The organism is Leucobacter sp. OLIS6, assembly GCF_002752355.1.
In the GTDB taxonomy this organism is placed as follows: domain Bacteria; phylum Actinomycetota; class Actinomycetes; order Actinomycetales; family Microbacteriaceae; genus Leucobacter.
In genome coordinates this window covers 1-19473 of the sequence record NZ_MRAV01000019.1, presented here as the reverse complement: position 1 = coordinate 19473, position 19473 = coordinate 1, and the positions used below count along the sequence as shown (strand labels likewise).

The 19473-nt window shown below is 70.4% G+C and carries 18 protein-coding genes; 12 read left to right on the top strand and 6 right to left on the bottom strand.

Features of this window, described 5'->3' with window-relative positions; all coding sequences use genetic code 11:
* Positions 1-427 (top strand): hypothetical protein (locus tag BMH31_RS15515; RefSeq protein WP_099769569.1); only part of this gene is annotated, 427 nt, incomplete at its 5' end.
* 68 nt (positions 428-495) lie between these two features.
* On the opposite strand, the gene BMH31_RS15260 is transcribed toward BMH31_RS15515, so the two are convergent.
* From BMH31_RS15260 to BMH31_RS15250, 3 genes are all read right to left on the bottom strand, one after another.
* Positions 496-1845: a class I SAM-dependent methyltransferase gene (locus tag BMH31_RS15260; RefSeq protein WP_158234977.1), complete on the bottom strand. Its 1350-nt coding sequence runs from the start codon at positions 1843-1845 to the stop codon at positions 496-498.
* Between the two features lie 3 nt (positions 1846-1848).
* Positions 1849-2310 (bottom strand): DUF4190 domain-containing protein, encoded by a 462-nt coding sequence (locus BMH31_RS15255; RefSeq protein ID WP_099722923.1) that lies wholly within the window; start codon positions 2308-2310, stop codon positions 1849-1851.
* Positions 2311-2461: 151 nt separating this feature from the next.
* Positions 2462-3028: a DUF4190 domain-containing protein gene (locus BMH31_RS15250; protein WP_099769568.1), complete on the bottom strand. Its 567-nt coding sequence runs from the start codon at positions 3026-3028 to the stop codon at positions 2462-2464.
* A 279-nt stretch (positions 3029-3307) separates the two neighbouring features.
* Between BMH31_RS15250 and groES the strand changes: the two genes are divergently transcribed.
* The 8 genes from groES to guaA all read left to right on the top strand — a co-directional run bounded on the left by groES (position 3308) and on the right by guaA (position 12516).
* The gene (groES, locus tag BMH31_RS15245; RefSeq protein WP_046456594.1) at positions 3308-3604 is read left to right on the top strand and encodes a co-chaperone GroES; all 297 of its coding nucleotides are present in this window, start codon (positions 3308-3310) and stop codon (positions 3602-3604) included.
* Between the two features lie 149 nt (positions 3605-3753).
* Positions 3754-4713 carry an EamA family transporter RarD gene (gene rarD / locus BMH31_RS15240; RefSeq protein WP_241898327.1) on the top strand — a complete coding sequence of 320 codons (960 nt, stop codon included), beginning with the start codon at positions 3754-3756 and terminating at the stop codon, positions 4711-4713.
* Between the two features lie 110 nt (positions 4714-4823).
* Positions 4824-6326: an IMP dehydrogenase gene (gene guaB / locus BMH31_RS15235; RefSeq protein WP_099722920.1), complete on the top strand. Its 1503-nt coding sequence runs from the start codon at positions 4824-4826 to the stop codon at positions 6324-6326.
* Positions 6327-6408: 82 nt separating this feature from the next.
* Positions 6409-7530 (top strand): GuaB3 family IMP dehydrogenase-related protein, encoded by a 1122-nt coding sequence (locus tag BMH31_RS15230; protein WP_099722919.1) that lies wholly within the window; start codon positions 6409-6411, stop codon positions 7528-7530.
* Positions 7531-7559: 29 nt separating this feature from the next.
* Complete coding sequence (locus tag BMH31_RS15225; protein ID WP_099747340.1) at positions 7560-9353, top strand: glycerol-3-phosphate dehydrogenase/oxidase; 1794 nt, start codon at positions 7560-7562, stop codon at positions 9351-9353.
* 135 nt (positions 9354-9488) lie between these two features.
* Positions 9489-10316, top strand: a complete 828-nt coding sequence (locus BMH31_RS15220) for an SURF1 family cytochrome oxidase biogenesis protein (protein ID WP_099722917.1) — start codon at positions 9489-9491, stop codon at positions 10314-10316.
* Between the two features lie 128 nt (positions 10317-10444).
* A complete protein-coding gene (locus tag BMH31_RS15215; RefSeq protein WP_099722916.1) occupies positions 10445-10936 on the top strand; it encodes a DUF3817 domain-containing protein in 492 nt (163 codons plus the stop codon).
* Entirely contained in the window at positions 10933-12516 is a 1584-nt protein-coding gene (gene guaA / locus BMH31_RS15210; protein WP_099722915.1) for a glutamine-hydrolyzing GMP synthase, read from the top strand. The genes BMH31_RS15215 and guaA overlap by 4 nt, the downstream gene beginning before the upstream one ends.
* An 80-nt stretch (positions 12517-12596) precedes the next feature.
* On the opposite strand, the gene BMH31_RS15205 is transcribed toward guaA, so the two are convergent.
* Positions 12597-13223 (bottom strand): 1-acyl-sn-glycerol-3-phosphate acyltransferase, encoded by a 627-nt coding sequence (locus BMH31_RS15205; RefSeq protein ID WP_099722914.1) that lies wholly within the window; start codon positions 13221-13223, stop codon positions 12597-12599.
* 153 nt (positions 13224-13376) lie between these two features.
* On the opposite strand from BMH31_RS15205, the gene BMH31_RS15200 reads away from it, so the two are divergent.
* Positions 13377-14105 carry a GTP pyrophosphokinase family protein gene (locus BMH31_RS15200; protein WP_099722913.1) on the top strand — a complete coding sequence of 243 codons (729 nt, stop codon included), beginning with the start codon at positions 13377-13379 and terminating at the stop codon, positions 14103-14105.
* Between the two features lie 85 nt (positions 14106-14190).
* Here BMH31_RS15200 and BMH31_RS15195 read toward each other — a convergent pair whose 3' ends face one another.
* Positions 14191-15054 (bottom strand): Bax inhibitor-1/YccA family protein, encoded by an 864-nt coding sequence (locus BMH31_RS15195; RefSeq protein ID WP_099722912.1) that lies wholly within the window; start codon positions 15052-15054, stop codon positions 14191-14193.
* Positions 15055-15199: 145 nt separating this feature from the next.
* On the opposite strand from BMH31_RS15195, the gene BMH31_RS15190 reads away from it, so the two are divergent.
* Positions 15200-16252, top strand: a complete 1053-nt coding sequence (locus BMH31_RS15190) for a glycerophosphodiester phosphodiesterase family protein (protein ID WP_099722926.1) — start codon at positions 15200-15202, stop codon at positions 16250-16252.
* Here the strand turns inward: BMH31_RS15190 and BMH31_RS15185 are convergent.
* Complete coding sequence (locus BMH31_RS15185; RefSeq protein ID WP_099722911.1) at positions 16245-17258, bottom strand: asparaginase domain-containing protein; 1014 nt, start codon at positions 17256-17258, stop codon at positions 16245-16247. The genes BMH31_RS15190 and BMH31_RS15185 overlap by 8 nt on opposite strands.
* 96 nt (positions 17259-17354) lie before the next feature.
* On the opposite strand from BMH31_RS15185, the gene BMH31_RS15180 reads away from it, so the two are divergent.
* The coding region (locus BMH31_RS15180) for a UvrD-helicase domain-containing protein (protein WP_099769567.1) at positions 17355-19473 on the top strand (2119 nt) is incomplete at its 3' end.

Sequence of the window (19473 nt, the reverse complement as noted above, 5' to 3'; positions counted from 1 at the left end):
CATGCCTGCTGCGGCTCCGGTCCCGCCGGCCGCGCCCGCGGCTCCGGGCGTCCCGAGCTACGGCGCAGCGCAGCCCTACTCGACCGACACCGCACCGAAGAAGGGCCTCGCGATCACCGGTATGGTGCTCTCGATCGTCGGCCTGGTGCTGTGCTTCCTCCCGTTCCTCGGGATCCCGCTCGCGTTCGTGGGCATCGTGCTCAGCATCGTCGCGATGGTGAAGAAGCAGCCCAAGGGTTTCAGCCTCACCGGCCTCATCGTCGGAATCCTCGGTCTGGTCGCCGGCGTGGTCATCGTGATCGTGGCGCTGCTCGCGCTCGGTGCGGTCGGCAACGCGGCCGAGCAGTGCGCCAACGGCGCGGCGACGGTCGAGATCGCGGGGCAGACGATCGACTGCTCCAGCGTCGACATCACGACCACTCCGTAGCCCCCCGACAGTACGGCGAGAGGCCCCGGGTCCGCACGGATCCGGGGCCTCTCGGCGTCTCACAGGTGTCAGCAGCGCTCGACGAGCAGCGCCGTGTGCTTGCCCGCCACTCGGGTGAGTACGAGCGTCGCCCGTTCGGAACCGCGGAGCTTGAGCCGGGTTCGCAGCGCAGCGGGGTCGACGTCGATCCCGCGCTTCTTGATCTCGAGGGTGCCGATCGAGCGCTCCGCGAGCGCACGCCGCAGCTCCGACTCCTTGACGGGCAGCGTCTCGAGCACGCGGAACGCCGTCGCGAACGGCGTCGGCACGAGCGCGTCACCCGTCAGGTAGGCGATCCCGTCGCTCAGCATTCCGGCTCGCAGCTGCGCGGCGAGCAGACCGATGAGCCGGGCTCGGATCACGGCCCCGTCGGGCTCGTAGAGGAACCCGCCGAGCGGGCGCACCTCGGCGTCGTCGGCGTCGGCGTCGGCGTGCAGCTCATCGGCGTCGGGGTCCGAATCGGGGTCCCCGGGGGCGCGCAGGATGAGTGCCGAGCGCCGGATGCCCGAACGCGCGGCGGCACCGAACCACAGCCCCATCTCGACGAGCTGCCCGCCGACCGAGACCCACTGGGCCTCGGCGTCGTCGGGGATGAGCTCCCGGTCGAAGCCGGGGCCGAGCTTGATGCCGGTCGGCATCCGCTCGGCGAGGCCGAAGGCGAAGCCGAGCGAGGGTGCGTAGTCGTCAGGGCCGGCGAGCCGCCGAGTATCGCGGTGCCCGGCGGTGCGGCGGGCGGGATCGAGGAACGCGGCGTCGGCGTCGGCCGTGCCCAGCGCCTCGGCGTCGCCGACGCGCACGCTGTCGTCGGGACCGGCACCCGCGACCGCGAGGTTGTGAGCGGCGAACGTCGCGGTCAGCGGATCGAGTTCGACCGCGCGCGGGGCCAGGCCCGCTTCGAGCACGGCGAGCGACTCGGTGCCGATGCCGCAGCCGAGATCGGCGACCCGGGTCGCTCCGGCCGCGCGGAACCGCGCCGCATGGCGCTCGGCGACGGCGAAGCGGGAGGCCTGCTCGAGGCCCGCCGGGGTGAAGAGCATGTGCGCGGCGCGGCGCGATCCGAACTTGCTCGCGGCGCGGACACGGAGGTCGTGCTGGGTCAGCGCCGCCGCGATCAGCCCGGGATCGGTTCCCTCGGCGCGCAGGACGCCTCCGATCGCGGCGGCGTCGAGCCCGGTCGCGGCGGCCGCGTCGATGCGGTCGAGCAGGTCGAGCCCGGCGGGCGTCGCGAGTTCATCCCAGCCGGGCAGCACGGAGCCGGTCGCCGCGACGCGTCCGCGCGGAGCGGCGGAGGCGCGGGGCGACGACAGGCGGGAGCCGGCGGGGCGTGAAACGGACGACCCCGGGGCGTCGCCCCGGGGTCGTCTGCGCGGTTTCGCCATGGATCAGTAGGTGCCCGTCTGCGAAAGGGCGGCGCCGGCCGTGCCGATCATCACGACGATGAAGCCGATGTAGAAGATGAAGAAGAGCGCGATCGCCACGAAGTACGCGTAGCTGATGATGAGGCCGGTGAGCGCGATGCCGCGGCCGGCGTCACCCGTGCGCTTGATCTGGCCGAGCGAGAGGTGCCCGAAGATGATGCCGGCGAGCGGCGCGATGAATGCGAAGATGATGGCCAGGACCGCGTAGGTGTTGGTGAGGCCCATGGTGGTGGCCTCGGGCTTGCGCGGGGCGGCGCTGTAGGCCGGGGCCGGCTGCGGCGGGACCGCGGGGTACTGCTGCGTCGCGGGGTAGGGCTGCGCCGCGGTCGGCTGCGGAACGGTGAACTGCTGCTGCGGTGCGGTGGGCTGCGGAACAGTGGGCTGCGCGCCGGTGTTCTGCGGCTCCTGCGGGGTGGCGTTCGACATGCTGAGCTCCGGATCTCGTTCGTGCAGCCGATACCTGCTGCGCTTCCACCATACGACATGGCGGTTTTCCCCGGTCATCAGGAGCCTGCGAAACGGAGAGGAGGCCCCGGACGCGGGTCCGGGGCCTCCTCGCGGTCGAGTGCGGGTGAGCTCAGTAGCTCGAGTAGGAGTAGCCGCTGGACGACGCCGCGGCGATCACCGAGATGACGATGACGAAGCCGATCCAGAGCACGTAGAACGCCGTGAGGACGTAGCCGATGATCGTGCCCGCGAGGCCGAGGCCCCGTCCGTTCTCGCCCGTTCGCTTGATCTGGCTCAGGCTGATGTGCCCGAGGATGATGCCGAGCAGCGGGATGAAGAACGAGGCGATGAACGCGATGATCGCCATCGTGTTGGTCGCCGGGGGCGCCGGGTACGCCGCGTACTGGGGGACGGCGCCGGGCTGGGGCGCTCCGTACGGGGCCTGCGGGGCGCCGTACGGCTGGGGCGCTCCGTAGGGCTGCGGCGCTCCGTAGGGCTGCGGCGCTCCGTAGGGCTGCTGCGGCGCGGCCTGCGGTGCCGGCGGCGCCGGAACCTGCGGCGCGTTCGACAGCGGAGCGGCGAACTGCGGGGCCTCGGGCCGCGGGGCCTCGGGCTGGGCCGGCGGAACCGGCTGCTCGGGCGCGGTCGGCTGTTCGGGCTGCTGCGGGGGCTGGGTGGGGTCGGTGGGGAACGACATCTCGTACTTCTTCCTCGGGTCGTCGGAGGCGGATGCCGGGGAGTTCCCGGCCGTTGCCGAACATCCTCGCACGCCGCGCCGTGAGCGCCCGTGCGCACGGCCGGAATCGTCTCCGGGTCGGTGCCACCCGATCGCGCGCGTTCGCCCCTCGCGATCACCTGCGCATTCGCTGGCACTCGCCTTGCAGGAGTGCCAATCCAGACCCTAGACTTCACACGACGCCCGGTTTCCTCCGGGCGCTCGCACAATCTTCAGTTCACGTCAGAAAAGGGGTCAATCGTGTCGGTTGCCATCAAGCCGCTCGAGGATCGAATCGTCATCAAGCAGGTCGAGGCCGAGCAGACCACCGCTTCGGGCCTCGTCATCCCCGACAGCGCCAAGGAGAAGCCGCAGGAGGGCGAGGTCGTGGCAGTGGGCCCCGGCCGCGTCTCCGACAGCGGCGCTCGCGTCCCGCTCGATATCGCGGTCGGCGACGTCGTGATCTACTCGAAGTTCGGCGGCACCGAGGTCAAGGTCGGCGGCGCCGATTACCTCGTGCTCTCGGCTCGCGACGTCCTCGCGGTCGTCACCCGCTAAGCGCTTCGCGGCGTTCTCCGTCGCGCGAACACGGGCCCCGGAGGCAATGCCTCCGGGGCCCGTTTCCTGTTCTCACGAACAACGAAGCCGCCGGCGTCGTCGTCCCGCGGGCCATCGATCGGCCGGGAACTGCTCACTAGACTGGATCGGTGAGCGGTACTAACAGAGAGACGACGCAGTTCAGATCCGGCCTGGCCTTCGGGTTCGGGGCCTATCTCATGTGGGGTGCGTTCCCGCTCTTCTTCACCCTCATCGCCGCGGTGAACCCCTTCGAGGTCGTCCCGTGGCGCGTCATCACGACACTCATCATCTGCGCCCTCATCGTGACGGTCACGCGTCGATGGGGATCCGTCGCCGAGATCCTCCGCACGCCGAAGAAGCTCGGCGCTCTGGCGCTCGCTTCGCTCCTGCTCTACGCGAACTGGCAGCTGTTCGTCGTCGGCGTCATCTCGGGCCACGTGCTCGAGACGGCGCTCGGCTACTTCATCAATCCGCTGTTCACGATCCTGTTCGGTGTGATCTTCTGGCGCGAGAAGCTGTCGCGCCTGCAGTGGATCGCGGTCTCGATCGCCGGGATCGGCGTGCTCGTGTCGACCGTCGCCTACGGCCAGTTCCCCTGGATCGCGATCGGCCTCGCCGTGTCGTTCGGGCTCTACGGCGTCGTGCACCAGCGCATCGACGCGGTCGACGGCGTGACGGGGCTCACCGTCGAGACGTTCGTCTCGGTGCCGGTCGGACTCGTGCAGCTCGCGATCCTCGCCGTCCTGCCCGCCGGGCTCGCCGCGTTCACCCACGGGCCGCTCGTCACCGTGTTCGTGCTGCTCAGCGGGCTCGTCACGGCGGTGCCGCTGATCCTCTTCGGCGAGGCCGCGCAGCGGCTCCCGCTCACCTACATCGGCTTCCTGCAGTTCATGACCCCGGTGATCGGGTTCATCTTCGGTTACTTCGTCATGCACGAGGAGATGTCGGCCGCGCGCTGGATCGGCTTCGTCGCGGTCTGGATCGCGCTCGTGTTCCTCGTCGTCGACATGGTCGCCGCACTGCGTCGGGCGCCGCAGCCGCAGGCCACGGCCGAGCCCAGGACGGGTCCGATCGCCCTCGGCGGATAGCCGCTCGGGAACCCGCGGGAAGAAGCGGCGGGGGCCCTGCGTTTAGAATGGTGCAACGGCAGCGGATGCGCCGTTCTCCTCGCAACGATCCCGACCCGGAAAGAGGCTCCATGGAACAGCGCGATCCCTTCGCGTTCACCGGTCTGACCTACGACGATGTGCTGCTGCTTCCGGCGCACACCGACGTCATCCCCAGCGAGGCCGATACCTCGACCCGGCTCACCCGCCGGATCGAGCTCGGGATCCCGCTCATCTCGGCGGCCATGGATACCGTGACCGAGACGCGCATGGCGGTCGCGATGGCCCGCAACGGCGGCCTCGGGATCCTCCACCGCAATCTGTCCATCCAGGATCAGGCCGAGATGGTCGACCGCGTGAAGCGCAGCGAAGCCGGAATGATCACGAACCCGGTCACGACCACGGTCGACGCGACCGTGGCCGAGGTCGACGCCCTCTGCGGCGAGTACCGCGTCAGCGGTCTTCCCGTGGTGGACAAGCAGGGCATCCTGCTCGGCATCATCACGAACCGCGACATGCGCTTCATCGATCCGGGCGAGCGCTCGCGCGTGCGCGTCGAGGACGCCATGACCCGCATGCCGCTCATCACGGGCCGCACGGGCATGAGCCGTGCGGACGCCGCGGAGATCTTCCGTCAGCACAAGATCGAGAAGCTGCCGCTCGTCGACGACTCGGGTCGCCTCACCGGGCTCATCACGGTGAAGGACTTCGACAAGGAGGAGCAGTACCCGAACGCCACCAAGGACGAGGCGGGACGCCTGCGCGTCGGCGCCGCGGTCGGCTTCTTCGGCGACGCCTGGAAGCGCGCCACCTCGCTGCTCGACGCGGGCGTCGACGTGCTCGTCGTCGACACCGCGAACGGCGACAGCAAGGGCGTGCTCGACATCATCGCCAAGATCAAGGCCGATCCCGCGTTCGCGCACATCGACGTGATCGGCGGCAACGTCGCGACCTACAGCGGCGCCAAGGCGCTCGTCGAGGCCGGCGCGGACGCGGTGAAGGTCGGCGTCGGTCCGGGCTCCATCTGCACCACCCGCGTGATCGCCGGTGTCGGCGTGCCGCAGGTGACCGCCGTCTACGAGGCGGCTCGCGCCGCGACTCCGGCCGGCGTCCCGATCATCGCCGATGGCGGTCTGCAGTACTCGGGCGATATCGCGAAGGCGCTCGTCGCCGGTGCGTCCTCGGTGATGATGGGCTCGCTGCTCGCCGGCACCGACGAGAGCCCGGGCGACCTGGTGTTCGTCGGCGGCAAGCAGTTCAAGAACTACCGCGGCATGGGCTCGCTCGGCGCGCTGCAGACGCGCGGCGAGCGCACCTCGTACTCGAAGGACCGCTACTTCCAGGCCGACGTCCCGAGCGACGAGAAACTGATCCCCGAGGGCATCGAGGGCCAGGTTCCCTACCGCGGTCCCGTCGGGGCGGTCGCGCACCAGATGATCGGCGGCCTGCGCCAGTCGATGTTCTACGTGGGCGCTCGTTCGATCACCGAGCTCAAGGAGCGCGGCCAGTTCGTCCGCATCACCTCCGCGGGCCTCAAGGAGAGCCACCCGCACGACATCCAGATGGTCGTCGAGGCGCCGAACTACCGCCGCTGATCCGCTCTCCGGACGAAGCCCCCGACGCCCCCGTGCGATCGGGGGCTTCGCCGTATCGCTGCGCGGCCGGTAGGCTGGGTTCGTGAGCAACGAGATCGAGATCGGCCGCGGCAAGCGCGCACGTCGCGTGTACACCTTCGACGAGATCGGCATCGTGCCGACGCGGCGCACCCGCGACCCCGAGCTCGTCTCGACCGGATGGACCATCGACGCGTTCCAGTTCGAGATCCCGGTGCTGGGCGCCCCCATGGACTCGGTCATGTCGCCCGCGACGGCGATCGCGCTCGGCCGCCTCGGCGGCCTCGGCGTGCTGAACCTCGAGGGCCTCTGGACCCGCCACGAGAACCCCGAGCCGCTGCTCGCCGACCTGGCAACCATCTCCGACCCCGTGGCCGCGCTCGCCCGCATGCGGGAGCTGTACGCGGCCCCGATCCGCCCCGAGCTGATCACGGCCCGCCTGGGCGAGATCCGCGAGGCCGGGGTGACGGTGGCCGGCGCGCTGTCGCCGCACCGCACCGCCGAGTTCTCCGAGACGGTCATCGGCGCGGGCGTCGACCTCTTCGTGATCCGCGGCAACACCGTCTCGGCCGAGCACGTCTCGGTGCCGGGCCGCGAACCGCTCAACCTCAAGCAGTTCATCTACGAGCTCGATGTACCGGTGATCGTCGGCGGTGCCGCGACCTACCAGTCGGCCCTGCACCTCATGCGCACGGGCGCGGCGGGCGTGCTCGTCGGCTTCGGCGGGGGCGCCTCGTCGACCACCCGTGCCACGCTGGGCATCCGCGCACCCATGGCGACCGCGATCGCCGATGTCGCCGGGGCTCGTACCGACTACCTCGACGAGTCGGGCGGCCGCTATGTGCACGTGATCGCCGACGGCGGTCTCGGTACCTCGGGCGACCTGATCAAGGCGATCGCCTGCGGCGCGGACGCGGTCATGCTCGGTGCGGCGCTCGCACGCGCCACCGACGCCCCTGGCGGCGGCTGGCACTGGGGGCAGGAAGCGCACCACGACGATCTGCCTCGCGGCGCGCGGGTGCAGGTCGGCGGCGTCGCCCCGCTCGAGCAGATCATCGGCGGACCGGCCCACGTGGCCGACGGCACCGCGAATCTCATCGGCGCGCTGCGCCGGGCCATGGCCACAGCCGGCTACTCCGAGGTCAAGGAGTTCCAGCGCGTCGGGATCGTGCACGCAGAGCGCTGAGCGCTTCGCGGGTTCGGAAGGAGGAACGCATGAGCGTACGGAAGAACTCGCAACCGCCTGCAACGGGGGATACCCGCGGCAGGCTCGGACCCGATGAGCGCGCCGCGGCGATCGCCGCGATGCGCGAGCCGGGTACCGAACTCGACGTGCTGGTGATCGGCGGTGGGATCACCGGTGCGGGCGTCGCGCTCGACGCGGCGACCCGCGGTCTCTCCACCGGAATCCTGGAGGCCCGTGACTGGGCCTCGGGAACGTCGAGCCGATCCTCGAAGCTCGTGCACGGCGGCATCCGCTACCTCGAGCAGATGAACTTCTCGCTCGTGCGCGAGGCGCTCGTCGAGCGCGGACTGCTGCTGCAGCGCCTGGCACCGCACCTCGTGCGCCCCGTCCGCTTCCTCTACCCCGTCACGGTCCCCGTGATCGAGCGCTGCTACGTGGGCGCCGGCATGCTGCTCTACGACCTGTTCGCGCGGACCGGCGGGCGTCCGCCCGGGGTACCGTGGCACGCGCACGTGACTCGTCGGCGGCTGAGCCGCGAGGCGCCCGGCCTCCGCCGCGACGCGTTCCGGGGCGGGCTCAGCTACTCCGACGCCCAGGTGGACGACGCACGGCTCGTTTCGACGGTCGTACGGACCGCAGCCGCCTACGGCGCGCTCGCCGCGAACCGGGTACGCGTCGAAGGATTCCTCCGCGTCGGCGAGCGGGTGGTCGGCGTCCAGGCGCACGATCTCGAGACCGGCGAGCGCTTCGAGGTCCGCGCGAAGCAGGTCATCAACGCGACCGGCGTCTGGACCGACGACACGCAGGCGCTCGTGGGGGAGCGGAGCACGTTCCGGGTGCGCGCCTCGAAGGGGATCCACCTCGTGGTCCCGCGCGACCGCTTCCGTTCGAAGTACGGTCTGCTGCTGCGCACCGAGAAGAGCGTGCTCTTCGTGATCCCCTGGGGCCGGCACTGGCTCATCGGCACGACCGACACCGACTGGGAACTCGACAAGGCGCATCCGGCGGCGACCGCGGCCGACATCGACTACCTGCTGGAGCACGTGAACAGGGTGCTGCAGACCCCGCTCACCCGCGACGACGTCGAGGGCGTCTACGCGGGCCTTCGTCCGCTGCTCGCGGGGGAGAGCGACGAGACCTCGAAGCTCTCGCGCGAGCACCTCGTGGTGCACGCCGTGCCCGGTCTCGTGATGGTCGCGGGCGGCAAGCTCACCACCTACCGGGTCATGGCGAAGGACGCGGTCGACGAGGCGGTCGCCGCGATGGAGGGGCGGATCCCGTCCTCGATCACCGACGACGTCCCCCTCGTGGGCGCCGAGGGGTACCGCGCGGCCTGGAACCGGCGCGCGCGTTCGGCGAAGGCCGCGGGGGTGCACGTCGACCGGGTGGAGCACCTGCTGCAGCGCTACGGGTCGCGCACCGACGACGTGCTCGCGCTCGTCGCCGAGCGTCCTGAGCTCGGCGAGTCGCTGCCCGGTGCCGACGACGTGATCGGCGCCGAGATCGTCTACGCAGCGAGCCACGAGGGGGCGCTGCACCTCGACGACGTGCTCGCGCGGCGCACGCGGATCTCGATCGAGGCGTGGGATCGCGGCGTCTCCGCCGCGCCGGTCGCCGCGGAGCTCTTGGCCGGAGTGCTCGGCTGGGACGCGGCGCGCACGGGACGTGAGGTCGAGCGCTACCTCGAACGCGTCGCCGCCGAGCGGGCGAGCCAGCAGGAGCTGACCGACGAAGCGGCGGACCGGGTGCGGCTCGAGGCCCCCGATTTCTCGGGCAGCGCAGACGATCTGGACGCTCAGGACGGACCCGGCGAGGCCCGATAGAATCGGTTCGTCCGGTCGTTCTCCGACCGTGGGCCGTGGGTTCTCCGGCCCTGATCCCTCTGGCAGGAGCGCCGAACCATCAGCACGTCCGCGAAACGCCCCGAATACCTCGGCGACCCGACTCTCGCGCGGGTCATGGTGCGCCCGCAGTGGATCCTGGCGCTCATCGCGGCGCTCGCGGTCGCGGCCGGCTTCGCCTGGCTGGGCCAGTGGCAGCTCGGTGTCGCCGTGCAGAACAGCGCGAAGGACTCGACCTCGTCCTCCGAGCAGCCGCGTCCGCTGAACGAGCTGACCGAACCGGGGATCGCCGTCAGCGATCACGCGGGCGGCATGGTCGTCACGGGCACCGGTGTGCTGACCCGCACCTCGACCCTCGTGGTCGAGAACCGCACCAACTTCGGCGAGCAGGGCGCGTGGGTGGTCGGCGAGGTGCAGGTCGACCAGGGCGACGGATCCTCCGCACGGCTCGCGGTCGCGCTCGGCTGGGCCCGGTCCGCGGCGAAGGCCGAGGCGGCCGCGAAGCGCATCGCCGAGCAGCCGGTCGTCCAGGTGTTCCAGCCGGTGGCGTTCGAAGGCCGCTACATGCCGCCGGACGCGCCGCTGATCCCGACGGCCGATCGCGATCCGCAGACCATCCTCTCGATGGCGCCGGCGCAGCTCGTGAATCGCTGGGGCGCGAGCGACGAGCCCAGTTACGGCGGCTATCTGGTGCTGCACCCGAAGCAGTCGGCCGAACTGCTGCAGGGGGAGCCCCTGTCGAAGTACGGGCTCGACCGCATCGAGTCCGTCCCGCCGCTGCCGGCCGAGACGGTGAACTGGCTCAACGTCTTCTACGCGATCGAGTGGGTCGTGTTCGCGGGCTTCGCGATCTTCTTCTGGTACCGCCTGGCGCGCGATGCCTGGGAGAAGGAGCACGAACTCAAGGCGCTCGAGGCGGAGGGCGGCGGCGCGGCCGGCCCCTGATCCTCATCCCGTCATTCTGCGCGAGGAACGAGTCGCAGAATCCCGAGATCCTGCGACTCGTTCCTCGCGCAGGATGACGTCCTTCCTCCGGGCAGGACGAAACGTCACACCGCGATAGGATGGAATCCATGGTTCTGCAGCCCAAGCCCGCCGACTTCCCGCGCATCCGCAAGTCGCTGAGCTTCTACAAGGTCACCTCGGTGATCACCGGCACCATGCTGCTGCTGCTCTGCGCCGTCATGGTCATGAAGTACGTGTTCCGGGTCGAGCTGTTCCTCTTCACGCCGAACGGCTTCGCCCACTTCGAGCCCGTCATGCCGGGTGGCATGGAGCGCGACTTCGCGGTGGAGGGCTTCGACCTGTTCAAGGCGATCCTCATCGCGCACGGCTGGTTCTACGTGGTCTACCTGATCTCGAACTTCATGCTGTGGAGCCCGATGCGCTGGAACTTCGGACGCTTCCTGCTGCTCGCCCTCGGCGGCGTGATCCCGTTCATGTCCTTCTTCCTCGAGGGGCGCACCGCACGAGAGGTCACCCAGACCCTCGAATACCTCGAGGACGCCCAGACTCCCACTCCCAACGCGGCCTCGGCCGCACCGATCCCGGAAGGCCGTTCATGACCGATCAGACCTCGACCGAGCACCGCCCGGTCCTCGTCGTCGACTTCGGAGCGCAGTACGCCCAGCTCATCGCGCGCCGCGTGCGCGAAGCGGGCGTCTACTCCGAACTCGTGCCGCACACGATCACCGCGGCCGAGGTCGAGGCGAAGCGCCCGCTCGGCATCGTGCTCTCGGGCGGACCCTCGTCTGTCTACGAGGAGGGCGCTCCCGCCTTCGACGACAGCGTGTTCGACCTCGGGATCCCCGTGCTCGGCATCTGCTACGGCTTCCAGGTCATGGCGCGCGCGCTCGGCGGCACCGTCGGCAACACCGGCGACCGCGAGTACGGCGCGACCGACGCGACCCTCGTGGGCGACGGCGGGGCGATCCTCGGCGGTCAGCCCGAGGCCCAGAACGTCTGGATGAGCCACGGCGACGCGGTTCAGCAGGCACCCGAGGGCTTCGAGGTCTACGCCCGCACCGCGGTGACGCCGGTCGCGGCGTTCGGATCCGCCGAGAAGAAGCTCTACGGCGTGCAGTGGCACCCCGAGGTGAAGCACTCCGACCACGGCCAGCGCGTGCTCGAGAACTTCCTGCACCACGTCGCCGGGATCCCGGCCGACTGGACCGCCGGCAACGTGATCGCCGAGCAGATCGAGCGGATTCGAGAGCAGGTCGGCGACGCGCGCGTCATCTCCGCGCTGTCGGGCGGCGTCGACTCGGCCGTCTCGACCGCGCTCGTGCACGAGGCCATCGGCGATCAGCTCACCGCGGTGTTCGTCGACCACGGTCTGCTGCGCAAGGGCGAGCGCGAGCAGGTGGAGCGCGACTACGTCGCCTCGACCGGCGTCAAGCTCATCACCGTCGACGCGGCCGACATCTTCCTCGGTCACCTCGCCGGGGTCACCGATCCCGAAGAGAAGCGCAAGATCATCGGCCGCGAGTTCATCCGCGCGTTCGAGCAGGTGCAGCTCGACCTCGTCGCCGAGGCCAAGGCCTCCGGCGAGAAGGTCAAGTTCCTCGTGCAGGGCACGCTGTACCCCGATGTCGTCGAGTCGGGCGGCGGCGCGGGCACCGCGAACATCAAGTCGCACCACAATGTCGGCGGCCTTCCCGAGGACCTCGACTTCGAGCTCATCGAGCCGCTGCGCGCCCTGTTCAAGGACGAGGTCCGCGCGATCGGCCGCGAGCTCGGGATCCCCGAGGCGATCGTCGGCCGCCAGCCGTTCCCCGGCCCCGGCCTCGGCATCCGCATCGTCGGCGAGGTCACCCGCGAGCGCCTCGACGTGCTGCGCGAGGCCGACGCGATCGCCCGCGAAGAGCTCACCGCCGCCGGTCTCGACCAGACGATCTGGCAGTGCCCGGTCGTGCTGCTCGCCGACGTGCGCTCGGTGGGCGTGCAGGGCGACGGTCGCACCTACGGTCACCCGATCGTGCTGCGGCCCGTCTCGTCCGAGGACGCCATGACGGCCGACTGGACCCGCGTGCCCTACGAGGTGCTCGCCAGGATCTCCAACCGCATCACCAACCAGGTGCCCGAGGTCAACCGAGTGGTGCTCGACGTCACGTCGAAGCCGCCGGGGACCATCGAGTGGGAGTGATCCGTTCGGCGCCTCGGCGCTGACGGAATCGGAACGGGCCGGGGAGCGATGCTCCCCGGCCCGTTCCGCGTCGTGCGCGTTCAGGCGGTGCCGGGCTCGGCCGAGTCGTCAGCCAGCAGCGCGGTGAGCCCCGCCTCGTCCTGCAGGCGGGGTTCGGTGCGCCGTTCGGGGCGCACCCCGGACTTATCGGCGTAGAACGCGCGGATCCGATCCATGTCGGACTCCACGTCACCGGTGAGCCGCACGGTCGGGCCCAGTCCGGTCGTGCGCGTCGTGCGATCGACGTAGCCGAGGGTGACGGGCAGATCGGCGGCGATCGCGATGCGGTAGAAGCCGCTGCGCCAGCCGCTGCCCGAGCGGGTTCCCTCGGGCGTGACGACCAGGAGGAAGCGGTCGGTCGCGCGGGCACGCGCGACCACCGCGTCGACGACGCCGGAGGCGTTCGCGCGGTCGACCGCGATCCCGCCGAGTCCGCGCATGATCGGACCCGCGATCCCGCGGAAGAGCTCTCGCTTGCCGAGCCAGTGGATCCGCATGCGCGTGCTCCAGGCGATGCCGAGCATCAGTACGAAGTCGAAGTTCGACGTGTGCGGTGCGCCGATCAGCAGACGCGGCCCGGCGGGCGGAGCGGCCTCGGGCACGAGTCGCCACGGGGACAGCCTCCAGAAGGCTCCCGCGAGCCCGGCGCGAATCGACTCGAGAATCATCCGTCAAGACTAGCCGCGGGCGCATGCCGTTCCGGTTCGGGCGGCGGTTCGCGCTGCGGCGTTGCCGGCGCGGGCGCGGGGACGCTCGCGTGCGTGGGAGCAGCGCAGGGGACTCGCAGCCCGCGCCGAGACTGCGCGGCTAGGGTCGAGCACATGGACAGTGCCGATGACGAACGCATCTCGATGTCCGCGGCCGAGGCCCGCGCGGTCCGCGACGAGTTCCAGCGGTTCCTGCTCGAGTACGAGTTCGGGCTGAAGGAGATCGAGACCAAGATCGAGATCCTGCGCGACGAGTTCCTCTACATGCACGACTACAACCCGATCGAGCACGTGTCGAGCCGGGTGAAGTCGACGGACAGCCTGCTCGACAAGGTGCGCAGGCGCGGTCTGCCGCCGGGCCTCGATGTCGTGCGACAGCACATCACCGACATCGCGGGCGTGCGCATCACCTGCAGCTTCACCGCCGACGTCTACCGGCTGTTCGAGCTGCTCACCCAGCAGGACGACGTGACGCTGCTGCTCGTGAAGGACTACATCGCCGAGCCGAAGCCGAACGGCTATCAGAGCCTGCACGCGATCGTCGAGGTGCCCGTGTTCCTCTCGACGGGGGCGGTGCGCGTGCCCGTCGAGATCCAGTTCCGCACCATTGCGATGGACTTCTGGGCGAGCCTCGAGCACAAGATCCACTACAAGTACGAGCGCCAGGTGCCCGAGGGGCTGCTGGCGAGCCTCAAGGACGCCGCCGATACCGCGGCCGAGCTCGACGCGCGCATGGAGCGGCTGCACCGCGCCCTGCACGGCGGCCTGCCGACGAGCCCGGTGACGGTGGTGCCCGTGCCGCCGATCGATTCTCCGGAGCCGCCCCGCTCGATCTCGGCCTGAGTCGGGGAGCCTCCCACGCACGTCATACGCCGAGGGGCGGGGAACCGGATGGTTCCCCGCCCCTCGGCGTATGACGTGTCAGCCGCTAATTGCTGCGGAAGATCGCGATGATGCGGAGGATCTCGACGTACAGCCAGATCAGCGTGACCATGAGGCCGAACGCGGCCGACCAGGCCCACTTCTCGGGAACGCGGTTGCGCACGCCGTTCTGGATCAGCTCGAAGTCCATGACGAGCGAGTACGCGGCGAGCAGCACCGCGAGGGCGCCGATGACCAGGCCGAGGGGGAGCCAGCCGAAGAGCTTCGCGCCGTACATGCCCCACGGGTCGGAGTTGACACCGGTGAGCATGAGCACGACGTTGACGAGCGAGAACGCGGCGTAGCCGATGATCGCGACCATGAAGATCTTGGTCGCGCGGGGGCTCGTGCGCACCTTGCCGCTGCGGAACAGCAGCAGCGTGATAGCGAACACGGCGAGCGTACCGATGATCGCCTGGGCGACGATGCCGTTGAACATCGCCTCGAAGGTGCCCGAGATGCCGCCGAGGAACAGGCCCTGCGCGGCGGCGTACGCGATGATCAGCGGAACGCTCGGCTCCTTCTTGAACGCGTTCACCAGACCGAGCACGAGGCCGGCGATCGCGCCGGGGAGCATGAGCGCCGGCACGAACCAGCCCACCGCACCGAAGGCGAGCACGATGAGGAACAGCATGACCGTCTTTGAGATGGTGTTCTCGTAGGTCATCGGCTTGTCGGACGGGGTGATGACGGGCGGCTGCTGGGCGCCCGGCTGCGCGCCGAAGCCCGGCTGCGCGGGCTGACCGGCGGGCACGTCGATGCCCGGGCGCTGGGGCTGCGCCGCAGGCTGATCGTAGATGCGGTGCAGTTCCTCGGCGGTCAGCGTCTTGCCGTTGAGCGCCGGGTTGTTGGAGAGCGCGGGATTGCTCATGTGCGTCGGGATCCTTTCTCGACGGGATTTCACACCAGCCTATCGGCGGATTCCCACGCCAGCATAGGAATCCACTGGGTGTTCGCCCGCAGCTCACCCGGCCCGTCACCCCGATCGTTCACCCGGCGGACCTAGCATGGTCGACATGCCCGACACCCGCGCCGCCATCCGCTCCCGGCCCCTGGTCATCGGCCACCGCGGAGCTTCCGGGCTCCGCCCCGAGCACACCGAGTCGGCGTACCGGCTCGCCTGCAGACAGGGCGCCGACGCCGTCGAACCGGATGTGGTCGTCACCCGCGACGGCGTGCTGGTGGTGCGGCACGAGAACGAGATCTCGGGCACCACGGACGTCGCGGATCACCCCGAGTTCGCCGATCGGCGCACGACGAAGACCGTCGACGGCGTCGAGCTGACCGGCTGGTTCACCGAGGACTTCGACTGGGCCGAGCTCGCGATCCTGCGCAGCCGGGAGCGCCTGCCCGAGACGCGACCCGGCAACCGTGAGTTCGACGGACGGGAGCCGATCCTCCGGCTGTCGGACGTGCTCGCGATCATCGACGAGGAGAGCGCGGCGCTCGACCGCGGGATCGGCGTCGTGCTCGAGGTGAAGCACGCGCAGTACTTCTCGGAGCTGGGGTACCGCTTCGAGGAGCTGCTGCCAACCGTCCTGGCGCCGGCCGGCTGGGCGGACCGCCGGGAACGGCTCGTGATCGAGTGCTTCGAGCTCGGGATCCTGGAGCGGCTGCGCGCCGACGGCCTGGCCGCGGACTTCGTATTCCTGTTGGAGCATACCGGTGCGGGCGCCGACGAGGTGGCGCGAGAAGCAGCCGGTGGACCCGCCGCCGCGAGCTACGCCTGGTACCGCAGCGACGCGGGGCTCGACGCACTGGCCGGTCGGGTCGAGGGGATCAGCGTCGACACCTGCGACCTGGTGAGCGTCGGCTCCGACGGTGCCGCGGTGACCTCCGACCTGGTCGAGCGCGCCCACGCCCGCGGGCTCGCGGTGTTCACGTGGACGCTGCGTCCCGAGAACCGGTTCCTCGCGGCGCCGTTCCGCACGGGGGAGGCCTCGGACCCCGAAACGGCCCGTGCCTGGGGCGACTGGCGCGCCGCGTTCGGTGCGATCGTGCGGACCGGCGTCGACGGGATCTTCGTCGATCACCCCGAGCTCGGGGCCGAGGCGGCGCGCCTCAGCTGACCGGGTCCTCGGCGGCCGGCGGTGCGCACTCGCCGATGAGGTTGATGGGCACGAGATCCCGCAGGATGTTGCCGACCGCGCCGCGGTCGACGAGCCAGCCGAGTTTCGCGATCGCGGCCTCGAGCGTGAGGTCGGATCCGGTGATCACGCCCGTGCGTGCCAGCTCGCGCCCGACCGCGTACCGCGCGAGGTCGACCCCGCCGCCGGCCGTGCACTGGGTGATCGCGACGACGGGGATCCGCGAGCTGATCTCGCGGAGCGCGTCGCGCATGCCGGGGCGGTCCATGGGGCCGTTGCCGCTGCCGTAGCACTCGAGCACGAGGCCGTCGGGAGCGCCCGCGACGGCGCCGCGCAGGTCGTCGGCGGTGACGCCCGGGACGAAGCGGAACGAGATGACCCGGGCCGAGGCGGCTCCGCGGGAGCCGTCGTCGAGCTTCGGGATCCCGGCGGGCCTCGCGCCCAGGGGGAGTTCGGCGCGGAACGCCTCCAGCGCGGAGCTGTGGTGCTTGGTCGCGCGCACCGCGGGCACGATCGCTCCGCCGAACGCGATGGAGACGGGAGCCGTGCGCGACGCGCGCATCGCGGCGCGGACCGCGAGGCTCAGGTTGTCGCGGGCGTCGGAACCTTCGGCGCCGTGGGGGAGCTGGCTGCCGGTGAGCACGACCGGCGAGCCGAGGCCCGAGAGCTCGAAGGCGAGGCGCGCACCGGTGTAGGCGAGGGTGTCGGTGCCGTGCAGCACGACCACGCCGCGCGGCTGCTGCGTGCGCACCCGGGCGCTCAGCGTGCGCGCGATGCGCGGTGCGGTGTCGGCGTCGGCGTTCGCACTGTCGATCGGGGGCTGGAGATGGTTGACCCGCCACTCGATCCCGAGGGGTTCGCAGATGTCGGCGAGCATGTCCTCGAGGACCTCGGGGAAGTCCGGGTCGGGGGCGATGCCCGCCGGCGTCTCGCGCATGCCGATCGTGCCGCCGGTGGCGAGCACGAGGAGCCTCGGATCGGTGGGCATCGGTCTCCGTTCGTCGGGGCCGCGGGTCGGACCCCAGCCATGCTAGCCCGGCTCCCGGGGGAGGATGTCGGCGGTCGCTCCTAGACTGGGACCACGATGAGCGAATTCGAACTTCTCGACCCGTCCGGTGTTCCCCTCGGCGACCCGGGCACCGGCGGCTCCGGTGCGCCGGATCCGCTGCTCGACGGCCTCAACCCGCCCCAGGCGCAGGCCGTCAGCACGCGTTCCCCCGCGCTGCTCATCGTCGCGGGTGCGGGCTCGGGCAAGACCCGCGTGCTCACCCACCGCATCGCGCAGCTCATCCGCAACCGCGAGGCGTGGCCCAGCCAGATCCTCGCCATCACCTTCACCAACAAGGCCGCGGCCGAGATGCGCGAGCGCGTCGAAGGCCTGCTCGGCAGCGCGGCCGAGGGCATGTGGATCTCGACCTTCCACTCGGCCTGCGTGCGCATCCTGCGTCGCGAGGCCGAGCGCTTCGGCTACGTCTCGGGCTTCACCATCTACGACTCGGCCGACTCCCGGGCGCTGCTCAAGCGCATCATCAAGGACCTCGAAGCCGACAGCTACGGCTTCACCCCGGCCAACGCGAGCTCGAAGATCTCGCGACTCAAGAACGAGCTCTCCGACGCCGACAGCTACGCCGCGACGGCCAACGCGAACGACCCGCGCGAGCGGCTGTTCATCGAGATCTTCCGCAGCTACGAGCAGGAGCTGCGCCGGGCCAACGCCTTCGACTTCGACGACCTCATCGGCCAGACGGTGCACCTCTTCCGCACCTTCCCGGAGGTCGCGGCCGTCTACCAGCGGCGCTTCCGCTTCCTGCTGGTCGACGAATATCAGGACACGAACCACGCGCAGTACTCGCTCATCCGCGAGCTCACGCGGCCCGTCGAGCGCGACGTGGTCGAGCGCCTCGTGCCGCCCGTGCGCGACCGCGAGCTCGATGGCCTCGGCTGCATCCCGGCCGCGAGCCTCACCGTCGTGGGCGACTCCGACCAGTCCATCTACGCCTTCCGCGGTGCCGACATCCGCAACATCGTCGAGTTCGAGCGCGACTTCCCGGGTGCCGAGGTGGTCAAGCTCGAGCAGAACTACCGATCGACGCAGAACATCCTCTCGGCGGCCAACGCCGTGATCGGCAACAACCTCGACCGGCAAGACAAAAGCCTCTGGACCTCGGAGGGCGACGGCCCGCGGATCGTCGGTTTCACCGGCTACTCGCAGCACGACGAGGCCCGGTTCGTCGCCGAGGAGATCGAGGACCTCCATCGCTCGGGCCTCGCCTACGGCGACGTGGCGGTGTTCTACCGCACCAACTCGCAGACCCGTGCGCTCGAGGAGCTGCTGATCCGGGCCGCGATCCCGTACCGGGTGCTCGGCGGCACCAAGTTCTACGAGCGGGCCGAGATCAAGGACGCCATGGCGTACCTGACGAGCCTCGCGAACCCCTACGACCCGATCGCCTGGTCGCGGCTCATCGGCGCCCCGAAGCGCGGCATCGGTCCCATGGCCGAGGCGCAGCTCGCCAACTTCGCCGAGGCGATGGGCATCTCGTTCCACGACGCGATGCTGCGCGCGGGCGAACTCTCCTTCGGGCCGAAGGTGCGCGCGGCGATCGAGAGCCTGGGGCAGCTGCTGCAGCGTGCGGCGCGCATGGCCGCGGGCGGCGGTGCCACCGACGACTCCGAGACGCAGAAGCAGCCGTCGCCCGTCGCCGACGTGCTGAAGCTGATCCTCGACGAGACGCAGATGATCGAGAAGCTGCGGGCGAAGCGCGACCCTCAGGACGAAGCGCGCGCCGAGAACCTCGAAGAGCTCGTCTCGGTCGCCAAGGAATACGACGTGCAGCACCCGGGCGTCGGGCTGCTCGAGTTCCTCACCGAGGTGAGCCTGGTCGCCGCGGTCGACGAACTCGACGACGAGAGCGGCACGGTCTCCCTCATGACCATGCACACCGCGAAGGGGCTCGAGTTCCCCGCCGTGTTCATCACGGGTGTCGAGGAAGGACTGCTGCCGCACCAGATGTCGGTCGACGAGATCGGCGGCATCTCCGAGGAACGCCGGCTCATGTACGTGGGCATCACCCGTGCTCGCAAGCAGCTCTACCTGACCCTGGCCAGCACCCGTGCCCAGTTCGGCGACGTGCAGGTGGCGATGCCCTCTCGGTTCCTCCAGGAGATCCCCGAGGCTCTCATCGACTGGCGCCAGTCGCCGG